This window comes from Paraliobacillus sp. X-1268 (assembly GCF_003426095.1).
In the GTDB taxonomy this organism is placed as follows: Bacteria; Bacillota; Bacilli; order Bacillales; family Amphibacillaceae; genus Paraliobacillus_A; species Paraliobacillus_A zengyii.
On record NZ_QJSK01000029.1, the window covers coordinates 1 to 23,560 of the forward strand.

The 23,560-nt window shown below is 35.6% G+C and carries 24 protein-coding genes and 1 riboswitch; of the genes, 7 read left to right on the plus strand and 17 right to left on the minus strand.

Translation table 11 applies throughout. The features are described 5' to 3' along the window. Positions 1 to 520: 520 nt before the first annotated feature. The 6 genes from D2K62_RS17390 to cudC form a co-directional block, all read right to left on the minus strand. Complete coding sequence (locus D2K62_RS17390) at positions 521 to 1,066, minus strand: GNAT family N-acetyltransferase (RefSeq protein WP_112179613.1); 546 nt, start codon at positions 1,064 to 1,066, stop codon at positions 521 to 523. A 110-nt stretch (positions 1,067 to 1,176) separates the two neighbouring features. Further along, the gene (gene thiE, locus D2K62_RS17395) at positions 1,177 to 1,818 is read right to left on the minus strand and encodes a thiamine phosphate synthase (RefSeq protein ID WP_112179611.1); all 642 of its coding nucleotides are present in this window, start codon (positions 1,816 to 1,818) and stop codon (positions 1,177 to 1,179) included. Positions 1,819 to 1,821: 3 nt separating this feature from the next. Next, entirely contained in the window at positions 1,822 to 2,628 is an 807-nt protein-coding gene (gene thiM / locus D2K62_RS17400; RefSeq protein WP_157967905.1) for a hydroxyethylthiazole kinase, read from the minus strand. A gap of 3 nt (positions 2,629 to 2,631) precedes the next feature. Beyond that, a complete protein-coding gene (gene thiD / locus D2K62_RS17405; RefSeq protein WP_112179610.1) occupies positions 2,632 to 3,453 on the minus strand; it encodes a bifunctional hydroxymethylpyrimidine kinase/phosphomethylpyrimidine kinase in 822 nt (273 codons plus the stop codon). A 127-nt stretch (positions 3,454 to 3,580) separates the two neighbouring features. Continuing rightward, a riboswitch (TPP riboswitch) is annotated at positions 3,581 to 3,683 on the minus strand. 118 nt (positions 3,684 to 3,801) lie between these two features. Next, positions 3,802 to 4,692 (minus strand): glycine betaine ABC transporter substrate-binding protein, encoded by an 891-nt coding sequence (locus D2K62_RS17410; RefSeq protein WP_112179608.1) that lies wholly within the window; start codon positions 4,690 to 4,692, stop codon positions 3,802 to 3,804. Positions 4,693 to 4,841: 149 nt separating this feature from the next. Continuing rightward, positions 4,842 to 5,387 carry a choline uptake/conversion transcriptional regulator CudC gene (cudC, locus tag D2K62_RS17415; protein ID WP_112179606.1) on the minus strand — a complete coding sequence of 182 codons (546 nt, stop codon included), beginning with the start codon at positions 5,385 to 5,387 and terminating at the stop codon, positions 4,842 to 4,844. A gap of 380 nt (positions 5,388 to 5,767) precedes the next feature. Between cudC and betB the strand changes: the two genes are divergently transcribed. After that, positions 5,768 to 7,237, plus strand: a complete 1,470-nt coding sequence (betB, locus tag D2K62_RS17420; protein WP_117161829.1) for a betaine-aldehyde dehydrogenase — start codon at positions 5,768 to 5,770, stop codon at positions 7,235 to 7,237. A 58-nt stretch (positions 7,238 to 7,295) separates the two neighbouring features. Here betB and splB read toward each other — a convergent pair whose 3' ends face one another. From splB to lepB, 3 genes are all read right to left on the minus strand, one after another. After that, positions 7,296 to 8,324 carry a spore photoproduct lyase gene (gene splB, locus D2K62_RS17425; RefSeq protein WP_112179602.1) on the minus strand — a complete coding sequence of 343 codons (1,029 nt, stop codon included), beginning with the start codon at positions 8,322 to 8,324 and terminating at the stop codon, positions 7,296 to 7,298. After that, positions 8,317 to 8,577: a transcriptional regulator SplA domain-containing protein gene (locus D2K62_RS17430; RefSeq protein ID WP_112179600.1), complete on the minus strand. Its 261-nt coding sequence runs from the start codon at positions 8,575 to 8,577 to the stop codon at positions 8,317 to 8,319. The genes splB and D2K62_RS17430 overlap by 8 nt, the downstream gene beginning before the upstream one ends. Before the next feature lie 69 nt (positions 8,578 to 8,646). Beyond that, a complete protein-coding gene (lepB, locus tag D2K62_RS17435; RefSeq protein ID WP_232824236.1) occupies positions 8,647 to 9,195 on the minus strand; it encodes a signal peptidase I in 549 nt (182 codons plus the stop codon). A 217-nt stretch (positions 9,196 to 9,412) separates the two neighbouring features. Between lepB and D2K62_RS17440 the strand changes: the two genes are divergently transcribed. Next, complete coding sequence (locus D2K62_RS17440) at positions 9,413 to 10,591, plus strand: CynX/NimT family MFS transporter (protein WP_232824238.1); 1,179 nt, start codon at positions 9,413 to 9,415, stop codon at positions 10,589 to 10,591. Positions 10,592 to 10,642: 51 nt separating this feature from the next. Here D2K62_RS17440 and D2K62_RS17445 read toward each other — a convergent pair whose 3' ends face one another. Beyond that, positions 10,643 to 11,071 (minus strand): hypothetical protein, encoded by a 429-nt coding sequence (locus D2K62_RS17445; protein ID WP_112179594.1) that lies wholly within the window; start codon positions 11,069 to 11,071, stop codon positions 10,643 to 10,645. A 59-nt stretch (positions 11,072 to 11,130) separates the two neighbouring features. Then, positions 11,131 to 11,580, minus strand: a complete 450-nt coding sequence (locus D2K62_RS17450; protein WP_112179592.1) for a flavodoxin — start codon at positions 11,578 to 11,580, stop codon at positions 11,131 to 11,133. 156 nt (positions 11,581 to 11,736) lie between these two features. On the opposite strand from D2K62_RS17450, the gene D2K62_RS17455 reads away from it, so the two are divergent. Further along, on the plus strand, positions 11,737 to 12,264 hold the full coding sequence (locus D2K62_RS17455) for an NfeD family membrane protein (RefSeq protein ID WP_157967364.1): 528 nt from the start codon (positions 11,737 to 11,739) through the stop codon (positions 12,262 to 12,264). Positions 12,265 to 12,281: 17 nt separating this feature from the next. After that, positions 12,282 to 13,748 carry a flotillin lipid rafts scaffold protein FloT gene (locus D2K62_RS17460; RefSeq protein WP_198663166.1) on the plus strand — a complete coding sequence of 489 codons (1,467 nt, stop codon included), beginning with the start codon at positions 12,282 to 12,284 and terminating at the stop codon, positions 13,746 to 13,748. Positions 13,749 to 13,796: 48 nt separating this feature from the next. Here D2K62_RS17460 and proC read toward each other — a convergent pair whose 3' ends face one another. Beyond that, positions 13,797 to 14,591, minus strand: a complete 795-nt coding sequence (gene proC, locus D2K62_RS17465) for a pyrroline-5-carboxylate reductase (RefSeq protein WP_112179588.1) — start codon at positions 14,589 to 14,591, stop codon at positions 13,797 to 13,799. Positions 14,592 to 14,839: 248 nt separating this feature from the next. On the opposite strand from proC, the gene D2K62_RS18840 reads away from it, so the two are divergent. Together D2K62_RS18840 and yidC are read left to right on the plus strand one after the other, a co-directional pair. After that, positions 14,840 to 15,217 carry a hypothetical protein gene (locus tag D2K62_RS18840; RefSeq protein ID WP_157967365.1) on the plus strand — a complete coding sequence of 126 codons (378 nt, stop codon included), beginning with the start codon at positions 14,840 to 14,842 and terminating at the stop codon, positions 15,215 to 15,217. After that, a complete protein-coding gene (gene yidC / locus D2K62_RS17470) occupies positions 15,163 to 15,981 on the plus strand; it encodes a membrane protein insertase YidC (RefSeq protein ID WP_117149239.1) in 819 nt (272 codons plus the stop codon). The genes D2K62_RS18840 and yidC overlap by 55 nt, the downstream gene beginning before the upstream one ends. Before the next feature lie 44 nt (positions 15,982 to 16,025). On the opposite strand, the gene D2K62_RS17475 is transcribed toward yidC, so the two are convergent. The 5 genes from D2K62_RS17475 to D2K62_RS17495 all read right to left on the minus strand — a co-directional run bounded on the left by D2K62_RS17475 (position 16,026) and on the right by D2K62_RS17495 (position 22,485). Beyond that, entirely contained in the window at positions 16,026 to 16,439 is a 414-nt protein-coding gene (locus tag D2K62_RS17475) for an organic hydroperoxide resistance protein (protein ID WP_369974663.1), read from the minus strand. 268 nt (positions 16,440 to 16,707) lie between these two features. Beyond that, positions 16,708 to 17,448 carry a pyruvate formate-lyase-activating protein gene (pflA, locus tag D2K62_RS17480; protein ID WP_117161830.1) on the minus strand — a complete coding sequence of 247 codons (741 nt, stop codon included), beginning with the start codon at positions 17,446 to 17,448 and terminating at the stop codon, positions 16,708 to 16,710. Positions 17,449 to 17,522: 74 nt separating this feature from the next. Next, positions 17,523 to 19,778 carry a formate C-acetyltransferase gene (gene pflB, locus D2K62_RS17485; RefSeq protein ID WP_112179580.1) on the minus strand — a complete coding sequence of 752 codons (2,256 nt, stop codon included), beginning with the start codon at positions 19,776 to 19,778 and terminating at the stop codon, positions 17,523 to 17,525. A gap of 364 nt (positions 19,779 to 20,142) precedes the next feature. After that, complete coding sequence (locus D2K62_RS17490; RefSeq protein WP_112179579.1) at positions 20,143 to 21,573, minus strand: MDR family MFS transporter; 1,431 nt, start codon at positions 21,571 to 21,573, stop codon at positions 20,143 to 20,145. 27 nt (positions 21,574 to 21,600) lie between these two features. After that, positions 21,601 to 22,485, minus strand: coding sequence for a TetR/AcrR family transcriptional regulator (locus tag D2K62_RS17495; protein WP_112179577.1), 885 nt, complete (start codon positions 22,483 to 22,485; stop codon positions 21,601 to 21,603). A gap of 180 nt (positions 22,486 to 22,665) precedes the next feature. Here D2K62_RS17495 and D2K62_RS17500 point away from each other — a divergent pair, with 180 nt between their 5' ends. Further along, positions 22,666 to 23,544 (plus strand): SDR family oxidoreductase, encoded by an 879-nt coding sequence (locus D2K62_RS17500; protein WP_112179575.1) that lies wholly within the window; start codon positions 22,666 to 22,668, stop codon positions 23,542 to 23,544. The last annotated feature ends 16 nt before the right edge of the window (positions 23,545 to 23,560 follow it).

A 23,560-nucleotide genomic window follows, 5' to 3' on the forward strand; every position in this document is an offset into this window, starting at 1 on the left:
CTACAGGCATGGAAGGAAAGATCATCGTTATCAACATAAGAGTCCTTTTGACATTCTATATCTTACGTATGAACAAACCTTCCAAGCAGTATAGGATTACGTTATACATTTTTTTAAAATAGTAAAGTGGCTTATTATTACGCATACATCTAATTGGAAAATAATTCAACTTTATGTTAGAAGTTAGTTGCGTAATGTTTGTTTTTTCTATAGTTTATCCTTAGCTTGACGGCTATGGGGGCACAGCCTCAGCTAACTTGGTAAAGAAAAACACTTTACCAAGTGGATCTTCGGCTTCTGCTGTTCCCACTAGAGTGTCACCCATTTGCTTCCTCCGCTATTCTGAGGATCCAATTTAACACAGAATCATAACTCATTGTTTTTGATTCAATTTAGTCTATCAAATGAAATTGTCACTGCTTCTGCTGAATCACACTTTCTTGTATGACAAAGATTGCTTCGACAATAGTACATCATGCGAAGGAAAACGTTTTTAATGCAATAATTTTGGAGAAGTTTTTTATATTACTTTCCAGTCTGCTGCTAGCATGCTATATACGACGTGATCCAGATACTTGTCATTCACGTATTCTGCTTGTCTTAATTGGCCTTCCATTTTGAAACCAAGGCGTTCTGGAATCGCTCTACTTTTTTTATTCTCTACCGCTGCACGAATATCAACACGATTTAACTCTAAATCATTTATTGCATAATCTGTTAACCTTTTCGTAACCTTCGTCATAATTCCATAACCTTGATAGTCCTGTCCTAACCAATACCCAATATACGCTACTTTGTTAGTCCAATCTAATTCGTTATATCCCGCAATACCTACCATCTCGCCTTTGTATATAATAGCAGTATTTAATGATTGACGATCAACAAACCCCTTCATAGTAGCTTGAATAAATTTTTCACTATCTTTAACAGTATTCGTTTTGTCAACCCAAGCTAACCAATTTCTTAGATGTTCTCTAGATTGATCAACCAAAGCGAAAGTTCGCGGTGCATCTTGTAAGTCTAATAGTTTCAGTTCCAAGTCATCATCAATTTTATATGTGAACAAATCCTATCACCTCTTTTCTATAAAAATAGCATATTTAAATCAATTTATATAGAGAAATACTATTATTTCACAGAAACTGTTTTTCAAAACAGTAAGAAGCAGCTTTTCTATTACCTGAAATTACTTAAAAGTTCTTTTGTTGCTTTCTCAGGCGAAGAAGCTTGAGTGATAGCTCCTATAACAGAAACACCATCTGCCCCTGCAGAAATAATTGAGCCTACATGCTTTTGCTTAATTCCACCAATTGCAACTATTGGCGTGTTGCCAACTAAACTTCTAATACGAATAATTCCTTCTATATCAATAGGCTCTTTGGCATCCGATTTCGAAGTTGTAGTGAAAATCGGACCTACACCGATGTAATCAGCACCATTCTTCATCGCCTGGACAGCTTCTTTCTCATTCGTAGCTGATACACCTACTAGAAAGTCATTTGGGCAAAGTAGCTTTACTTTATCAATTCCAGCGTCTTCCTGTCCTACATGAACACCATCTGCTTTTATTTCTAAAGCTAAATCAAGGTCATCATTCACAATAAACGGCACCTGATATTTTCGACATAACCTTTGCATATCTTGTGCTAATTGCTTTTTATCTACTCCCGTCTTTGCCCCCATTCCTTTTTCACGGAACTGGAACATCGTGACTCCGCCCTTTAATGCTCCCTCCAAGATGGTCAAAGGAGAGTAGTGGTCACAATTATTGCTACCCATAATAAAATAAACGCGTAAATCTTTTCTTGTAAAGATCATATCTTAATCCTCATCTAGACTTTCATGTGTTATATTTATTTTTTCTGAAACATGCTGTGCATTCGTTTCAAATAAAGCATCTAAAAAGGCTATCTGAAAACTCCCAGGTGCAGAAGCGTTTTGTCTTGCACGTTCTGCTGCTACATCATAAAAAGCCACAGCTGCTGTTGCTGCTAGTAATGGTTTTTCTCCGGTTGTTAAAAAAGCAGCTATAACCGCACCTAATAGACAGCCAGTTCCTGTTACTTTAGTTAATAATTGTGTTCCATTTGAAATAGTATATAATTCTTTACCATCTGTAATTACATCTTTCACACCAGTAACCATTACAGGCACACCCAATTGCTTAGCAGCATGAATGGCCACACTTCGATTATCAAGTGTACCGACAGAATCCACACCCCTTACTTCTGCTTTCGCACCAGATAAATTACTTATCTCTCCTGCATTACCTCGTATTAACGAAATCTTTACCTCTTCTAAAATACGTGAAGCAACTTCACTACGTAATGATGTAGCACCAACAGCTACAGGATCAAGCACCACTGGGATACCTTTTTCATTTGCAGCTTTTCCTGCGACTATCATTGCCTCTGCTTGATTACTAGTTAATGTTCCAATATTCAATAGCAAACCGTCAGCGTTTTTCGCCATCTCTCCTACCTCTTCGATTGCACTTGCCATCACAGGGGATGCACCGATCGCATATAGACCATTTGCAGTAAAGTTCACGACCACCTCATTGGTAATGTTATGTACCAATGGTTCTTTTTCTCTAACCAATTCAATCATTCTCGTAATCTTATTCATTATTTATTCCTCCTTCTTTTGATTTGGCAAACCTTGCAAGCGATGACCCCAATGATTTGTTGGACCGCTTCCTGTACCAATATTTAATGTATACCGAATCGCATCTGTAATAAACTGCTTACCAATCGTAACTGCATCTAATACAGGTTGACCTTTTGCTAATTCAGCTGTAATCACAGCCGAGAACGTACAACCAGTTCCATGCGTATGCTTTGTATACGTACGTTCTGCTTCTAATAAATGAAAAACTTGCTTATCATACAAAACATCAACCGCTTTACCTTCTAGATGTCCACCTTTGACAACTGCCGCAGCAGCCCCTAATTCATCAACGATGACCTTCGCTGCTTTCTTTAAATCTTCTACATCCTCAATCTTAAAGTTCACTAATATTTCCGCTTCTGGAACATTAGGAGTAACTATTGTAGCAAGTGGAATAAGTAAATCTCGAATCACTTGACGTGACTCTTTTTCCATTAAAGCATGCCCACTTGTCGCAACCATTACTGGATCAATCACATATGGTGAATCTTGCTTTTTAACATACATTGCAATTAATTCCATCATTTCTATTGTTGAAACCATCCCTGTTTTTATCGCATCTGGCGGTATATCATCAAACACTGCTTGCATCTGCTTTTCAATAAATCCAATTGGCATATGATGCAGATCACTAACACCACGCGTGTTTTGTGCAACTGCAGAAGTTAGAATACTCATTCCATATACTTCTCTTTCTTGAAATGACTTTAAATCAGCTTGAATCCCTGCCCCACCTGTTGGATCAGTACCTGCAATCGTCAGTGCTGTAGGTATTTTTATCATTAATACAACCCCTCTCCTTATTTAATTTAAACCTTTTTACAATAATCATATTAATTTTTTCCATACAAAAAACCGCCCCCAAAAATGGAGCGGTTTCCTTTTAATATATTCACAAATAGTATGCGAACGGGTCCCAACTCCACTTTCCTACGCTAGTATTAACTAGTTCAGGTTCAAAGGGACCAAAGAAAACTCTTTATCTCAGCCAAATGGCGCCCCTAGTGGATTACTAATTAAATTATACTTCTACTTAATCACGTCTAAACTTAATTGTCAAATAGATACATTTTCAGAAACAAAAAAACCTATGTAAATCAGCTAACTGATCAACATAGGTTTTATTTTAATTTAATTATTCATCCATTCGCCAATTAAGTCTCTATTTTCTTCAACCCATTCTCCAGCTCCATCAATAGGCTCTTCTGCATCTTCAACATAATTTATTAATTCACCAATTTGTTCGTCATTCATTTTCCAATTCTTAAACCATTGATCAACTTCTTCAAAATCCTCTTCAAAACCATGTCTAGTCGCATGATGAATTTTTTCAACGCCACCATAAATATTTTCAGGATCATCTAAGAATTTTAAATCATATTCTGAGAAAACCCAGTGTGGTGTCCAAAGTGGAGATACAATCGCCTCTTCATTTTTGATAGCTTGATCTATTGCTGCAATCATAGCAGGTTCAGAACTCGATAATAACTCATAATCAAGGTCATAAGCTGTGATTAATTCCTCTGTTACTTCCATCGTACCAGCTCCAGGACCAAATCCAGTAATTTCTGAATTAAATAATTCCTTGTTAGCATTTAAGTCTTCTACACTATTAATATCTTCAAGATACGAAGGAACTACTAAACCTACTTTTGCATTATCAAACCATGTTTCCTCAGAAAAATTAATAACTTCATTGTATTCTTCATAATAGTTTTTATCTTGGACCGGAAGCCAAATTTCTAAACTAGCATCCAGTTCCTGGCTTTCTAGTGCTTGCATTGTTGTTCCCATACCTATTACGGTTAGTTCAACGTCATATCCTTCATCTTCAAGAATATACTTCCACATATTCGTTACAGCAATGTTCTCAGCCCAATCAATTTGACCGATACTAATCGTTCCTTTATTAGTTTCTTCCTCACTACTCGTATCCTCTGCATTCTCGCTACCACAAGCCATTAGTACAGCAAATAGTGTTAAGAACAATAAACTCAATAACCCCTTTTTGACCTTATTCATTCTTACCCTCTCCTTGTTTCTATATATTTAAAACGTTAAAAACGTTTTATTAATTAAGTATTTATTTAACACAGTTCAGATAAAAATACTCTCTAATAGTTTTCATTAAAGAGCATTTTTATGAGACAATTATATTGCCTAATAATTCTCTAATCTTTAGGTAAAAATTCAAATATTTCTTCACTTCTTATACTTGAAACTAAACGCGACAACCAATTATAGTATACTTTTGACTCTTCTAATTGATCATACGTTTTTTTTGCCATCTCACTATCTTGTGGACTAGCAGTTTTGTCTTCAACTACCTCACTTAGCTCTAATTGGGATTGATTGATAGCCTCCATGTTTGTCTTGACTTCTCTTTCCCACATTTGACAGTAAAACGCCATAAACGATCGAAAAAAGTTTTTTTCAGCTACATAAGTATGTTTTCTACTTCCACGTGTGAACGTCTTTTTCACCATTTCAAATTCCTGAAGTTTACGTACGCTGGTGCTCATACTAGGCTTACTCATTTCTAATTCCTCACGCATTTCATCCAAAGTCATTTGATCTTTAAAATACATCGTAGCATATAAATTAGCTGCTGATGGTGTGACACCATAAAGATCCATCGTTTCTGTAATAGATCCAATCACTATATCTTGAGCCGCTTCAATTTGCTGTTTAGCTTTTGAATTCTCTTTATTATTCATTAAAGGCACCTTCTCCAAAGAATTAAATGAATTAAAATTATTCTTTATAGCTTTAATGTTAGCTACTATAAATTAAATGTCAAATGCAAACAGTCAAATTCAGTGCGTTTTATAGGTTAAAATCATGATAATATAGGTACTTAGAGCCTTTATAATATTTTTTTAATTGTTAATGCAAATTACTAATTCTTCTATATAAAATAAGGATTTTCAAATCAGAGATAGTGTTATTTATACTTCTTAGCGCGAAATTAATCGTTTATTTGTTGTTCATTCAACGACTTTTTGACTTTGACACAATATAAGCATCATGTTAGAATTTATATAATTCAAAACGTTAAATATTTTTTTAACAAACTTAATAAATTGGAGTGAATTATTTGCGTTTACTAAAACAGTACATTAATGGAGAATGGGTAACAGCAAAATCTGGAAAGACTAGAGAAATTATTAACCCTTTTAACCAAGAAATAATAGCTTCCGCTGCTGAAGGCGACGAATCGGATTCTAAAGCTGCAATTGCTGCGGCAAGAGAAGCGTTTGATCATGGCAAGTGGCCGTTAACACCTGCAACTGAACGAGGCAATATCGTTAGAAAAATCGCCGGATTAATTGAAAGAGATAAAGAAGAATTAGCTGAATTAGAGTCGTTAGATACCGGAAAGACAGTAGAAGAAAGTCGTGGGGATATGGATGATATCGCTGGCGTATTTCGTTATTACGCCCAAATTGCGGATAAAAACGGTGGCGAAATAATTGATTCTCCTGTTCCAAACTCTATTAGTAAAGTTGTTCATGAACCAGTTGGTGTCTGTGGACAAATTACACCTTGGAATTATCCATTGCTACAAGCATCGTGGAAATTAGCGCCTGCGTTAGCAACAGGAAACACATTAATAATGAAGCCAAGTGAAATTACACCACTAACTACAGTAAAAGTATTTGAATTAATAGAAGAAGCCGGTGTTCCTAAAGGTGTTGCTAACCTTGTTCTTGGCTCTGGAATGACTGTTGGAGCTGAACTCGCTAGTAGCACCGACGTTGATTTAATTTCCTTTACTGGTGGAATCGTTACTGGAAAGAAAATTATGCAGGCAGCAAGTATAAATGTGAAAAAACTTGCTTTAGAATTAGGCGGAAAGAATCCTAATGTTGTCTTTGCAGATGCGGATATTGACACTGCAATTGATCAAGCTCTAAATGCTGTATATTTTCACGCTGGACAAATTTGTTCAGCTGGAACACGACTTATATTAGAAGAAAGTATTCATGATGATTTTGTTGAAGCACTTGTCAAACGTGTTCAACATATAAAACTTGGTAGTGGTTTTGATGAAGCTACACAAATGGGCCCACTTATTTCCGCTGAACATCTTGCAAAAGTTGAAAAGTATGTAGAAATGGGCAAACAAGAAGGCGCAACAGTTGCTGTAGGTGGCAAGCGTCCAGAAGACGCAGAACTTCAAGATGGATTCTTCTACTTACCAACTATTTTCACAAATTGTACAACAGACATGAAAGTAGTACAAGATGAAGCATTTGGTCCTATTATTACAGTTGAAAAGTTTAAAACAGAAGAGGAAGCGATTAACTTAGCTAATGATTCTATTTACGGACTTGCTGGTGGTGTATGGACAAATGATATTGTTAAAGCTGAACGCTGTGTTGCAAAAATGCGCATGGGAACAGTATGGATTAATGAATTCAACCTATATTTCCCGCATGCACCATGGGGTGGCTATAAGCAATCAGGAATTGGACGTGAGCTTGGTAAATTAGGAATTGAAGAATATACAGAAACAAAACATATCTTTCATAATCTTAAACCTGAAGCAATTAACTGGTTCTAATAGCGTACAATAAAAAATACCTTGTCCATTAAAGTGGATGAGGTATTTTTTGTTGTTATTAAGTAAAATATTCAATTTTGGCTTTCGGAAATAATTTTGGTATTGTATTCATAAAAAGATCTTTCATTTCTTCTTGTTCATTATCCTGATAAACATATTTCCAAATACCGTACCTGCCCCACTTTGTTTTTCTTTTTGATTCATCCAGCTCGAGTTTTGTCATCGGGTAGTTTTTTTGAATCACACGTTTAGCGGGTCCTGTAAATCGATGCTGGATCAGCTCAAAGGTTAAATCACGTTTGGCAGTATCAGGTAACGTATCTGCTAATCTTTCTAACATCAACTGATATCCTTCACGCCAACCCTCGTGTAAATATATTGGTGCAATAATAAACCCCAATGGATAACCTGCCTCTGCAACTTTAACAGCAGCCTCTACCCTTTCATTTAAACGCGAAGTACCTGGTTCAAAAAATTTAATGACATAATCATCGTTGATACTAAAGCGAAACCTTGTACGACCTCTGTGATCAGCATCTAGTAAATGGTCAACATGCGCAAATTTTGTAACAAATCGTAATAAACCATACTTTGATCGCCCAAAATATTCAATCGCCTCTTTAAGGGTATGCGTTAAATGATCAATTCCAACAATGTCAGAGGTACAAGAGGCTTCAAATCGAGTAATCTCAGGTGCACGCTCTTTCATATATGCTTCAGCTGTCTCAAAAATCTCTTCTGTATTAACATAAGTTCTGATATAAGGCTTGCTCCCCATAGTAGTCTGCAAGTAACAATAGTGACAGTGTCCCATACATCCTGTCGCAAATGGAATTGCATATTCAGCCGATGGTTTTGATGTATCAAATTTCAATGTCTTCCTTAAACCTACTACTAATGTTGACTTTGCAACACGATACTTTTGAAAATCATTCTCCCCAGGTAAATTGCGTACTTGATTATGCGAAGTTGTTTCTCTTATTTCAATATCCATTTTTGAAAATTTGTCATGCAATGTCTTCCCTAACGGATATTCCAAAGCACGAGGTTCAAAGTAAACAAGTTGTGGTACAAATGGTTTAACCATGATAACCCTCAATTTCTGGTGAACCAAACACTTCTAAAAAAGCTTCTTCTGCTTCTGTTTCAGATTGGTAAATTGCAACTTCATCTGTTAACGGATAATACGTTTCATATATAAACAAAGCTAGGTCAGTCGGTTGGTCAGGATCATGCACAACAGCTGCTTGTTGAACATTGGCCGCTCCTTGTACATGTGGATTCCTAATAATCACATAGACTACATCACCTGGGTTATACAATAAATTATTTATTTCCATCTTTTCACCTAACTTTTCTCAAGATGGCTTTATTATGTACCAAAACGATTCCATTTATTTATTTGTAGATTATTCTGGAATACCAAATTGATCTAATGGCCAAATACGAAAAACAACATCACCAATCACAGATTCCTCTGTAATCAGGCCAAACGCTCTGCTATCTCTGCTCACCAATCGATTGTCACCTAATACAAATAATTTACCATCTGGAACAATCGTTTCTCCAGTTAATGCTTCAAGATCAAAATCATCGGTCAGACTTTGCTCACCACTTAAGCTTTGCTTGAATTTTTCGAGGTATGGTTCATCATAAGCTATTCCATTTATATATAAAATATCATTTTCCATTTTAATTGAATCACCTGCAACACCTATCACACGTTTTACGTACTTCTCATCTCTGTCAGGTGATTGAAATGCAATCTCGTCAAAGCGATCAATTGATGTTAACTTACTAATGATAATTCTATCACCGTCCTGCAAGCTAGGCATCATCGATTCTCCTTTAACAATCGAGGGCGTCACTAAAAATTCTCTTACGACAAATACAATGATTAATGCAATTGCAATTGCTTTTATCCATGAGAATATTTCTCTGAAAAACGATACTATCATTTGCTTCATTCCTTTTTAAAATTTTATAGTGAACTAATTGAAGTTAATTTGTGATAAATAAGTAACTACTTCCTGCCTTATTATACTTTATAACTACCTCTTCCTACCACTTATATCACTTTAAACAAAAGAGTTAGCTAAGATTAATTTGATCTAGTGCAGTTATTATTCTATACTAAGTCCTGTTCACAAAAAATGATAGATGGAGATAGATTATATGACACGCCGTTTTACTGGAAAACAGATCTTTTTTATGATTGGCATTATTCTTGTATCTTTTAACTTACGTCCTGCAATTACTTCTGTAGGACCTTTAATTGGCACAATTCGTGACCAAATGGGATTAGCTAATTGGAATGCGGGTTTAATTACTAGTTTACCGTTACTAGCATTTGCCTGTATGTCACCAATCGCACCTAAATTACGTAACAAATATGGTAATGAGGCAACAATATTAATTGGATTAGTCTTTTTACTTATCGGCATTTTAATTCGAATGATTGTAACCAGTCCAACACTCTATTTAGGAACAATATTTGTTGGATTAGGGATTGCAATCTGCAATGTGCTTTTACCAGGGATTATTAAAGAGAAGTTCCCTAAACATATCGGAACGATGACTGGCGTTTATACGACTTGTATGTCGATATTCGCTGCAATAGCTTCAGGTATTAGTATTCCCTTAGCAAAAAACCTTGGCCTTGGATGGCAAAATGCTTTAGGTCTATGGGCGTTACTCGCAATTATCGGGATCACTGTTTGGTTTTTACTTTATCGAAAACAACCAAAAGAGGTGGAAACGGAGTACTATACGACTTCTGGAAGCCGTTTATACCAATCACCTCTTGCTTGGCAGGTTACCCTTTTTATGGGTATGCAGTCCTTTATGTTTTATGTAACGATATCTTGGTTACCTGAAATCATTCATGCCCAGGGCTTTACTATTGCGACTGGTGGTTGGTTACTATCTTATATGCAATTTGTCAGTTTACCAGCCACGTTTTTAACACCCATTCTAGCAGGACGCATGCGGAACCAACAAGGTATTATGATTGGGATCGGAATCGTTGCTTTACTTGGGTATGGTGCTCTCTTTTTCGGAGGATCTTTAGCCTTTACCATTGTAGCAATCACACTTATCGGATTCGCTCTCGGTTCAAGTATTAGCTTAGCACTTGCCTTATTAGGAATGAGAGCAACAACCGCAAAACAAGCTGCAGAATTATCAGGTATGGCCCAATCATTTGGATACCTCTTAGCTGCAGTTGGTCCAATCGCGATCGGTTTAATATATGATTTAACCCAAACATGGGGTATACCACTAGTTGTTATTATCGTTATATCAGTTATAATGACATCATTTGGTTTAGGAGCAACAAGAGATAAATTTGTTTAAATGCATAAAAAAAATCTCATTCTAAATAATAGGATGAGATTTTTTTATCATCTAATTTTTTTGATATAGCTCTTTATAAACAATTACTTTTAAAGCATCTAATTCCTCTGGAGTTAACTTATTTTCTAATTCACTTATTAAAACTTGCTGTTCCGCTTGCGACATCCCAGTTTGAAAAGCAGCTTGAATATTTTGTATTTCAGAAACAGAGAACTTTTTTACAAGTTGCTTTGCGGCTTCTTCTTTTGTAGTAAAAGGAAGCGATGTCTCATCTATCGAAGGTGCCTCTTCAATATAACCCTTTAAAGTTGGAACACTTTCCACATAAGCTCTTACTTCTTCTCTATCTTCATCTGTCAATTGGGCATCAACTTCTGTTACCACTTTATTGGCTAAATAGTTCATACCAAAATAATAAACACCATAACCAACTAACCCTAAAATGAATAAAGTTAGTACGAACCTTTTGATGAATTTCATATAATCACCTCTTATTAACTAAGAAAATTATCGCTTATTTTCATTACTTAAGCAAGCTATTAAGTCAACTTGCTTATAAACGCTTCAGCAAAGGCCTCACAGCTTTTCACATCTTCGTCTTCTGGTGTTAAATCAATCTTTAAGTGATCCAAAATAATTTCTGCCCCAATTTCTTTAAAGCGATCACCCATTTTATCAATTGCTCCACCGTATTCCGGATAAAAGGAATCACAAGAACCAAATAACCCTATCTTCTTTCCGGTTAAATCTATGTCTTCTAGATCATCATAAAAATCTTCTACTTCGTAGGGTAGATCACCGTCTCCCCAAGTATATGTCCCTAATAAGATTCCATCATAACTACTTAAATCTTCTGCACTTATATCATCAAAATCAATTTGAAACGTGGAAACAGGAACGTTTAATGATTTTATTTTAGCTTCAATAATTTCAGCAATTTCTTCTGTATTTCCAGTCATACTTGCAAATACGATAACAATATTAACCATTACAAAACTCTCCTTTGAGGTACTTAACTCCATATTAATTGATAACGATTATCAATGTCAATTTTTCTAGAAGATATTACTCGATATAAAAACGGAACTTTTTTAGTAGTTGATACGTAATATATGGTAACGTTTCTTTTTTTGAGAGGAGGTAAAGTGATCGAGATTGTAGATATATATTGGTGGTTGTTGTGGGGAAGTCTAGGTGTTGCTATTATTTCCTTATTTTTAGGGGACCTATTTGAAGGATTATTAGATGGTCTTTTCGATAGTATTGGTGAATTTTTTAACCCTTTATTAACTTTTGGAACGTTAGCTGTTGTTAGTGGCTCTGGAGTTTTGCTAACGAAATACTCTAGTCTACCTGATTGGTATGTCTTAGCTATTAGTTTGTTCATTGGGATTGGTGCCTATTTCCTAATTTATTATTTGCTCGTCATTCCTATGTCCAACGCAGAAGCTTCCACTTCTATTTCCATCTATGATTTAATAGGTAAAACTGGTGAAGTTACTACAACTATTCCAGCAGACGGATATGGAGAAGTCTTTATCAAATCTACATATGGAAGTCGTAGTGAATCAGCTAAAAGTTTTGATGGCGTGGAAATGATGCAAGGCCTATCAATTGTTGTTGTAGAAGTTAAAGATCAAGTCTTATATGTATCTGAACTATCTGATTTATAATTCAAAGGAGGAATAATATGGATTTAGCTACAGATTTAAGTATGGATTTAATTATTATTATTGGTGTTGTTGTAGGTGTGATACTTGCTTTTGCTCTTCTTTTCGCCGTACGTTTTAAAACAGTCGGTGCAGATGATGCAATGATTGTAACCGGTAGTTTTCTTGGAAGTAAAAATGTGCATAAAGATGATGGTGGAAGTGGTATCAAAATTGTACGCGGTGGCGGTGCATTTATTATACCGATTTTCCAGCAATCTGAAACACTTAGTTTACGTTCACACAGTTTAGATATTTCTACACCAAATGTCTATACTGAAAATGGCGTACCGGTAATGGCAGATGGAACAGCGATTATCAAGGTGCAAAGTACAACAGAAGGAATCGCTACAGCAGCTGAACAGTTTTTAGGGAAAGACGACAAAGAACTACGCAAACAAGCACAAGAAGTACTAGAAGGTCATTTACGCGCTATCCTAGGTACAATGACAGTTGAAGAGATTTACAAAAATCGCGAACGTTTTGCTCAAGAGGTTCAAACACAAGCAGCAGTTGATTTAAGAAAAATGGGACTGCAAATTGTTTCTTTCACCATTAAAGATGTTCGAGATGAAAATGGTTACTTAGAAGCCTTAGGTAAACCTCGTATTTCAGAAGTGAAACGTGATGCCCAAATTGCAGAAGCAAACGCAATGCGTGATTCAAGAATTAAAAAAGCGGAAGCAGAACGTGAAGGTAAAAGCGCTGAGTTATTAAGTGAAACACGAATTGCTGAAGCAACGAAGGATAAAGAATTAAAAACTGCTGCCTATAAACGCGATCAAGACAAGGCTAAAGCAGAAGCAGACATGTCGTATAAACTACAAGAAGCGATATCAGAACAACAAGTAAAACAAGAAGAAATGCAAATTCAATTAGTAGAGAAGAACAAACAAATTGAAATTGATGAAAAAGAAGTTATTCGTAAACAGCGTCAATATGAAGCGGAAATTTCGAAAAAGGCAGAGGCAGAACGTTATGCAACTGAACAAAAAGCCGAAGCAGATAAAGTTACACGCGTTAAGAACGCCGAAGCAGAAGCAGAAGAAATTCGCCTCGATGGTCAAGCGGAAGCAGAAGCAATTCGTTTGAAAGGTTTCGCAGAAGCAGAGGCAAAAGAAAAAATTGCTGACGCAATGGCTAAGTACGGTGAAGCAGCTATGCTAGAAATGATAGTTAAAATGTTACCTGAATTCGCTGGCAAGATTGCAGAGCCTATTGCCTCCATTGATAAACTAACTGTTATTGATAGTGGTAACGGTGAAGGAGATGGTGCAACCCGCATGAGTAGCTATGTAACAAAATTAATGAGTCAATTACCCGAAACACTAAAAGATGTATCTGGTGTTGATTTGACAGGGATGCTAGATCAGATTACAGCAAAAGGGCAACAAAGAGTAAACGACAGCAAATTGGATGCTAAGAAAGATTCAACTACTACTGAATAATATAAAAGAAAACCTCGATAGCTTCTCACCAAGCATCGAGGTTTTCTTTTATATATTTTTTGCACGCTTATGGCACGCTGTTATAACATCTTTCATCATCTGATCAAATTCCCTTTCATCCATTACTTCGAGACCTGCTGCTGTTACCCCTCCCGGACTTGCAATTTGATCCAGCAGTCGCTCCGTATCTTCTCCTGTTTGTAACATAGCTGCTGCACCATGAATCATATCTGCAACTAATTTTTTTGCTTGATCTGCCGTCACCCCAGTTTTCAAAGCTGACTGAATGAGCGACTCAGCCATTCGATAAACAAATGCTGAACCACTTCCCGTAATCGGTGTCAATGCATGTACTTGCTCTTCTGTCACCTTTTCTGATGAACCAATGCTCTCCAATAATTCTTCCAACATTATTTGATGCTGTTCATCAGCATATTGACCTAGCGCATAAAGCGTAACTGATTTGCCTAATGAAGCAGCTGGATTTGGCATCATCCAAGCTGTTGGTGTTTCTGCTGGTAAATTCTTTTCTAAATAGGTCGGATCGATTCCAGCAGCTAATGTTACAATAAATTGATTATCAACAAACAAGGCTACTTCTTTTAGAACAGATTCATGCGCCTCAGGTGGCATCGCCAAGACAATTATATCAGCACCATCGACTTCTTCTTTCCAACTGTCTGTTGTGCTTACACCATACTTATTTTCTACTTCCTCTAAGCGTTTTACATCTCCGTTGTTGCTTGCCACAATTGTCATTTCCGTTTTGCTTAAACCTGCAATAATTGCTTGAGCCATTCTTCCAGCCCCTATAAATAATACCTTTCTTATATGTGTAGTCATTTACTTTTCATCCTTTCATTCTTACATACTTTTTAAACACGTCATTCTAATTAGCTTTCTAATGATTCTTATCCCAATGATATAATACAAAATAAACCTGCATACTATTTATATATTACGTCTCGACTAGTAGCCAGGTTTCAATAGTTATAGCATTTGTTACTAAAACTTCCTTTGACTTTATATACGTATTGTATCATGATAGAAAAGAAGAAAAAACAGAAGGTAATGAAAGGAGGTGAATGCAGATGATCTTAGATATTATTAGTCAACTAAACAATGATATCCACCCAATGTATTTGTATCTTACCTTATATATGACGATACTTTGCTCTTACGGTATGGTTTATGTTGCAAACTATCATTTAACAAAGCAAAACGGTTTTATGAGTCAACACCAACGAATATCATACTTAGATTTACGAGAGTTGTTTCATCTTTTAAGCCAAATACGAGCTATTCACAATTGGATTACTAAAAAGATGAAACGCAAAGATGCTCCTGATGATGATGAAGACAATCACACCTCCTCAACTAATGATTTATTTTTACTATTACGAGGAGGAAAATCATGTCTAAGCAATCTGTGTTCACATTCTTTAAGAAATATCGCTTTGTTAGTTTAATCGTATTACTCTTTATATTATCTGGTTGCCAATCCGCAGCCACTGGTGAAGCTGTTGATCCTGACACAGCAGGTTTTTTTGATAAATACTTTGTTAACACCTTTTCTATTATCATTAAAGGTGTAGCAACATTCTTTGACGGAAACTATGGTCTTTCGATCGTTTTAGTGACATTGACAATACGCTTAATTTTAATGCCACTTATGTTAAAACAATCGAAAAATGGTTTTCAGATGCGCGACAAAATGGCTAGTATGAAGCCTGAATTAGAGGCATTACAAGCTTCTTATAAAAACAAGAAAGATAGTGCTTCTCAAAAAATAATGCAACAAGAAACGATGGAACTATATAAGAAACACAATTTTAATCCGATTGCATCTATTGGTTGTTTACCAATGATTATTCAATTCCCTATTCTGATTGGCTTTTACTATGCGATTCGATCAACACCAGAAATTGCTAGCCATTCTTTCCTTTGGTTCAACTTGGGGCAATCTGATCTAGTAATGACTTTTGTTGCAGCTGCTATTTACTTCATTCAATTTAGAGTAACTCAAATTGGGATTGAACCGAAACAAAAGAAACAAATGGCATTCATGGGGATCCTATCCCCGCTAATGATTGGTTTTGTTTCGTTTAACGCACCAGCTGCACTTCCACTATACTGGACAGTCGGGGGAACATTTTTAATTGTACAACAATTATTATCTAAAAAACTTTATCAACCAAAAGTAGCAACCCCCTCCACAGTCGCTAAAAACTAAAAAGAAGGTATCCTTTTCTCTCAAGGATACCTTCTTTTATCTACTTATATTGCTTTTGCTTTTACTTCTACATTAATATTACCACGGGTTGCTTTAGAATAAGGGCAAAAACCGTGTGCTTTTTTAGCTAAGTCTTCTGCTTCTTCTTGGTTAACACCTTTTATCTCGACATTTAAGGTTACACCAATTTGAAATCCACCATCTTCTTCATCATCCATCAAACTAACATCTGCAGTGATAGTAGAATCAATTTCTTTTTTTGCTTCTCTAGCCATGTGATTAAGCGCTCCATCATAACAAGCCGCATAACCAGCTGCAAATAACTGTTCTGGATTAGAGCCTTTTCCAGCATTTGAACCAGGTTGAACTAAGTTTAAGTCAATTAAACCGTCATCTGACTTAACATGTCCTTCGCGTCCGCCTTTAGCTGTTGCATGTGCAGTAAATTTAATACTCATGATCTGAAACACTCCTTCTATTAATTTGATCATTCAAATGATCATTCTGTTTTATGTTCTATAGGGAGTATTCCTTTTATAGTTAAATTTAAACCACTTTATAGCGATTTATTCTTTTTTTGTTAAAAAAGATTATATTATAAGATTGGCTATTGAGGAAAAATTATCAAGCATGGCATACCAAATAAGTGATATAGGTCGCATTTATCCTCGTCGTTTAGAAAACACAAAAATACACAGGAAACCGCTTTAAGGCTTCCTGTGTATTTTATGATAAGACTTTCACTCTATTTAAAATATCTTCTGCATTCTTTACACGATCTTCTGTTGGAGGCTCTACTCCCTCAAGCGGGTATTTAATACCTAAAGTCTCCCACTTGTAAACACCCAATTTGTGATAAGGCAAGACATCAATTTGTTCTACATTCCTTAATGTAGCAATAAAATCTGAAAGCTGTTGTAAATACTCATCTTTATCACTAATACCTGGAACAAGAACATGACGCACCCATATTGGTATATTTCTTTCATCCAAATATCTAGCCATGTCGATAATATGTTCATTAGACATACCAGTCAGTTCCTTATGTTCAATTGGATCGATATGTTTCAAATCTAGTAAGACTAAATCCGTAACTTCTAACAGTTTATCTAAGTTTTTCATAAAGCGTGGAGAGCGACTAAAACATCCAGCTGAACTATCAATGGTTGTATGAACTCCCATTTTTTTTAGTTCTGTGAATAATTCTATTAAGAATTCAAGTTGTAGCAATGGCTCCCCACCACTTACAGTTACACCACCATTAGTGGATTGGAAGAAGGGAAGATAGTCTTTGATATCTTTAACCATTTCTGCAACTTCCATTTCCTTTCCTTGACCCATTTTCCACGTATCAGGGTTATGACAAAATTTACAACGTAATAAGCACCCCTGCGTGAAAATGACATAACGTAAGCCAGGACCATCTACTGTTCCCATTGTTTCTATAGAATGTATTCGACCTTTCATGTTGTTCGCCCTCCTTGCCTTATTTAGAACAAGAGGGGCTCATCTTTACCCCTCCATAACCACTTATTTACTTATTACATTCCATCATGGAACGTACGGTTTATCACATCTATTTGTTGTTCTCTCGTTAATTTAATAAAGTTTACTGCATAACCAGATACACGAATTGTTAATTGCGGGTATTCTTCTGGACGATCCATTGCATCTAAAAGTGTCTCGCGATCAAACACGTTTACATTTAAGTGATGACCTTTCTTCGTTACATATCCATCAAGCATTCCCGCTAAATTAGCCTTTCTAGCTTCTTCATTTTTACCTAATGCCTTAGGTACTATAGAGAAAGTATTAGAAATGCCATCTAAGGAATACTCATATGGCATTTTAGCGACTGAACTTAATGATGCTAAAGCGCCATTTTGATCACGACCGTGTAATGGATTTGCACCTGGCGCAAATGGTTCACCAGCTTTTCGTCCATCCGGTGTATTCCCAGTTTTCTTACCATACACAACGTTTGAAGTAATTGTTAAAATTGATTGTGTGTGCACGGAATTTCGATACGTTTGGTGTTTCTTAATTTTGTTCATAAACATTTTAACTAAATCAGCAGCAATATCATCAACACGGTCATCATTATTACCGTATTTAGGAAAATCACCTTCTGTTTCATAATCTACTACTAAACCATCTTCATCACGAATTGTTCTTACTTTTGCATATTTAATGGCACTAAGCGAGTCAGCAACAACAGATAATCCTGCAATTCCACAAGCCATTGTACGTAGTACTTCTCGATCATGTAACGCCATTTCTATTCTTTCATAGCTGTATTTATCGTGCATATAGTGAATGATATTTAATGCATTTACATACATACCAGATAACCAATCTAACATGGTATCATATTTTTTCATCACTTCATCATAATCTAAATACTCAGAAGTAATCGGTGCATAGTTAGGAGCTACTTGAATTTTAAGCTTCTCATCCATACCGCCATTAATAGAATATAGTAAAGCTTTTGCTAAGTTAGCACGTGCCCCAAAAAATTGCATTTGCTTACCAATACGCATCGCAGATACACAACAAGCAATACCATAGTCATCACCATAAATATCACGCATCAAATCATCATTTTCATATTGAATAGAACTTGATTTAATAGACATACTTGCACAATACTTTTTATAGTTTTCAGGCAATTTCACTGACCATAGTACTGTTAAGTTTGGTTCAGGGGCAGGACCTAAATTATCTAAAGTGTGCAAGAAACGATAGGAGCTCTTCGTAACCAACGGCCTTCCATCTTGTGCCATACCAGCTAGTGATTCTGTTACCCAAGTTGGATCACCACTAAATAATTCATTGTATTCAGGAGTTCTTGCAAATTTAACAAGACGCAATTTCATAACAAAGTGATCAACAAGCTCTTGAGCTTGTTCTTCCGTCAACAAACCATTTTCAATATCTCTTTCAATATAAATATCTAAGAAAGTAGATACGCGCCCTAGACTCATTGCTGCACCATTTTGCTCTTTAATCGCCGCTAAATAACCAAAGTACAACCATTGGAAAGCTTCTTGAGCAGTTTTCGCTGGTTTTGAAATATCAAAGCCATACGTAGCACCCAATTGTTTCAGTTCTTGAAGTGCACGAATCTGTTCTGTTGTCTCTTCGCGATCACGAATAATATCTTCTATCATGGTGCCGTTACCTATTAAAGCTAACTCTTTTTTCTTTTCAGCAACCAAGTGGTCTACACCATAAAGAGAAACACGTCGGTAATCACCGATTATACGACCTCGACCGTACGCATCTGGTAATCCAGTTACAATACCAGCCTTACGTGCAGTCATTATTTCTGGTGTATATGCATCAAAAACACCTTGATTGTGTGTTTTGCGATGTTCGGAAAATGTCTTCACTACTTCTTCATCAATCTTAAATCCATAAGATTCTGCTGCGGCTACCGCCATACGAATACCACCATTTGGTTGTAATGAACGTTTAAAAGGCTCATCTGTTTGCACACCAACCACTTTTTCACTATCTTTATTTAAATATCCAGGTCCATGTGATGTAATTGTAGAAACAATTTTTGTATCAAGGTCTAAAACACCACCATTTTCTCGTTCCTGTTTTGTTAAATCCATTACACGATCCCATAAAGCTTTCGTTGCTTCAGTTGCGCTTTCTAGAAATTCTTCATTTCCTTCATATAAGGTAAAGTTCTTTAAAATAAAATCACGGACGTCAATTTCTTTTTGCCATCTTCCATCATGGAAGCCATCCCAAGGGTTTCTTTGTGTAACTTCTTCTGCTATTTTCATTTCGTTACCTCCTTAATTATTATCACATAACTTTGCTCACTGATGAACAATCTATTATCTTAAATATAGTATATACTTAAACATGCTAAAAAAGAAGTGAAAAAGATCACATTTAAAAACTGTTTCAATAAAAGTTCTTAAAATGTTCAAATTTTAGTAATAAAAGGTTCTTTAAATATATTTATATAATTATATAGGCACAATCCATATAAATTAACAATTTAGCAGGTATCCAATTATTACTCACGCATAGAAAATAGTAACAAATACGACGCTGTACTATACTGTTATAGTCATTTGAGTACTCTCAATAGGTACAGAGATTAAAACTAAAAAAGCACCACAACTGTGGCGCTTCCTTTTACTACTCTATTTCATATGTTCCTCGTTGTTCAGACGGCTTTGTTCCTTTAATAAAGAATGATAAAAACAATCCTATAAGGGATAAACCTGTCGCTGCATAAAACGCTATGTTTACACCATGTATTAATGCACTAGGAGCAGCATTTGGTCCACTATCCAGTGCACTGGTTGTCATAATCGTAACCAATACCGCCGTACCAATAGATGCGGAAACTTGTCGCATCGTATTATTCATCGCTGTTCCATGTGCAATTAAACGCATCGGTAATTGATTAAGTCCAGCAGTTGTTACAGGCATCATTACCATTGACATCCCAAACATACGAATACCAAAAACAATTGTTAAGAACATCAAAGGTGTCTCTGTAGATAAATTAGTAAACAAAAAGGTTGTTACAGTCATTAACGATAAACCAACAATCGCTAAATATTTAGCACCTATTTTGTCAAAAATTTTACCGGTTATCGGTGACATCAATCCCATTAATATTGCGCCTGGCATTATCATAAGTCCTGATTCTAATGCAGTGAACCCTGCATACTGTTGCATGTAAATAGGTAAAATTGTTTCAGAACCAATTAAACCAACAAACACAATCATTCCTATTATTGTTGTTATGGTGAATGTACGAGACTTAAACACCCGAAACTCTAAAATAGGTTGTTTTAACGTAAATTGACGCCTAATAAATGTGATCAAGGAAACTATACCAACTATTAAGGAAATAATAACAACTGGATCAACCCAATTGCCGCTTCCAGCACTACTAAACCCGAATAATAATCCTCCAAATCCAAATGTTGATAATATAATAGAAAGAATGTCTATTTTAGGAAAAGTACGTTCTGTTACATTCTCCATAAAGAAGTATACAAGAATAATATCAAGTAAAATGATTGGTAAGATGATAAAAAACATCAATCTCCAAGGATGATTCTCAACAATCCAACCTGACAGTGTCGGGCCAATTGCTGGCGCAAATGATATAACTAGTCCAACCAATCCCATTGCTGAACCACGTTTTTCAATTGGGAAAATGGTTAGGAATACAGTCATCATAACTGGCATGATGATACCCGCACCACTTGCTTGTATTACCCGTCCGACTAGTAATATTGGATATGTAGGTGCAATACCACATACTAACGTACCTATAGCAAAAATGACTAATGCTGATAATACTAATCTTCTTGTAGTAAATGTTTCAATTAAAAATGCAGTAATTGGAATCATTACACCATTAACCAGCATAAAGATTGTTGTTAGCCATTGTGCAATATTTTCACTAATTTGAAAATCATTCATTACATGTGGTGTAGCTGTTGCAAATAGAGTTTGATTTAATATCGCAACAAATCCCCCGGCGAGCAATATGGAAACGATAAGTTTACGATTGATCGGAGTTGTACTTTCTGTGTGTTCTGTTGTCATGATTTCTCCACCCCTTTATATCTCTTGCTAATCTAATAAATCGATTAATGTTTTCATTGTCTTTAAATCTTCTGTTTTATTTGTTTTATTTTCTAGGTTTGCGAGTAAAGAATTTAATAAAAATATCCTAGGCGTTTTTTCCTTTAATTCTTGCTTAAAAAATGAAATCGTGTTTTCTAATTCTTTACGTATTTCTAGAGATGCCTCTTCTGTTTCTATTGTTAAACGCAAATGCGTTAGCATTTGCGAAAGTTGTTCTTCAACTGATAACCTTTTTTTATTGTTTTTTAGAATTTTATAATTAGTCATCATCTCGTCTTTTAATAATGGTTTACTATGTTTTTGATGCTGAATGATAGCATCTATACTATCAACAACATATGTAGCAATATCTGAAAGAGAAAGTTTTTGCGTATCTTGAATAACAATTGACATATATTCTTTGAAGATACCTTGTAATGTGATCACTGTATCCCATATTATAGGTTCCACGTCATCTCCATAAACCTGTAATAATACTTCTTTATGCCAATCGGTCAACTCTGCTCGAACTTGCTGCATTAAAGGACGAATTTGTTTGTTCTTTTCAAGAAGTAAAGACTTTGTTAGTAGATTATAATATTCCTTATTCTCCAGAATCCCTTCAAATTCAACAATTAACATTTTTTTGAATTTTTCTTTAGGATTTAAAGAATCATTAATATTTATATATTTAGCATTTCCCACCATGTTATCATGATTAAATTTAAAAACTTCTATTAATAGCTCTTCTTTAGATTCAAAATATTTATACAAAGAACCTTTTGACATACCTGCTTCATTAGCAATTTCCTGCATAGATGTAGATTGAAATCCCTTTTTTGAGAAGAAGCGCATTGCAGCTTGCATAATATCAATTTTTCTATCTTCCACTACATTACCCCCAATAATCGGAATCGAATGACCAACAAGTCATTTTTAAACTTGCGAGTTTTTAGAACAAAAGTTATTATAATCAATCTCATTAGAGCAGTCAACTGATTAGACTTGAATCTTTTTTATTCCCTCACATATAGATAGGAAGAAGATTAACTTTTTAAGGAGGATTTCAACATGAAAAATAGTAAAAATCCACTTCATAACTTACCACCCCAACATCAGCCACAGCAACCAGGAATTGAAGGTTTAATGACACCAAAGCCTATTATTGAAGATTACAACTATAAAGGATCAAATAAATTATATGATAAAGTAGCAATAATTACGGGCGGAGATAGTGGAATTGGTGCAGCAACAGCAATAGCCTTTGCTAAGGAAGGCGCCAATGTCGTTATAGCCTATTATTATGAGTACGAAAATGAAGATGCGTTTCGTACAAGAGATCGAATTGAAGCACTTGGAAGACAGTGTTTGCTATTAGTCGGTGATTTACGCTCTGAACATAACTGTTCCTATTTAGTCGAACAAACAATCAAGCATTTTGGAAAACTAGATATTTTAGTAAATAATCACGGTGTTCAATTCGCTCAAGATAATTTGTTAGATATTAGTTCCGAACAATTACGTGCTACTTTTGAAACGAATATATTTTCTTTCTTTTATTTAGCAAAAGCTGCTTTACCTCATTTAAATAAAGGAAGCGCCATTATTAATACCGCATCGATAGTAGCTTATGAAGGGAATGAACAGCTAATTGATTATTCTGCTACTAAGGGGGCAATTGTTGGTTTTACCCGCTCCCTTTCACAAAATTTAGCCAAAAGCGCAATTCGTGTAAATGCGGTAGCCCCAGGGCCAATTTGGACACCACTTATTCCAGCTAGTTTCTCAGCTACGTTTATTGCTACTGAATTCGGTAAGAACCCACCTTTTAAACGTCCAGGCCAACCTTACGAACTCGCTCCGGCTTATGTATACCTTGCTTCTTCAGACTCTTCCTATGTCTCTGGTCAAGTGATTCATGTGAATGGCGGCACCATGGTTAGTTCATAATAGCTAAGGGGTGGAG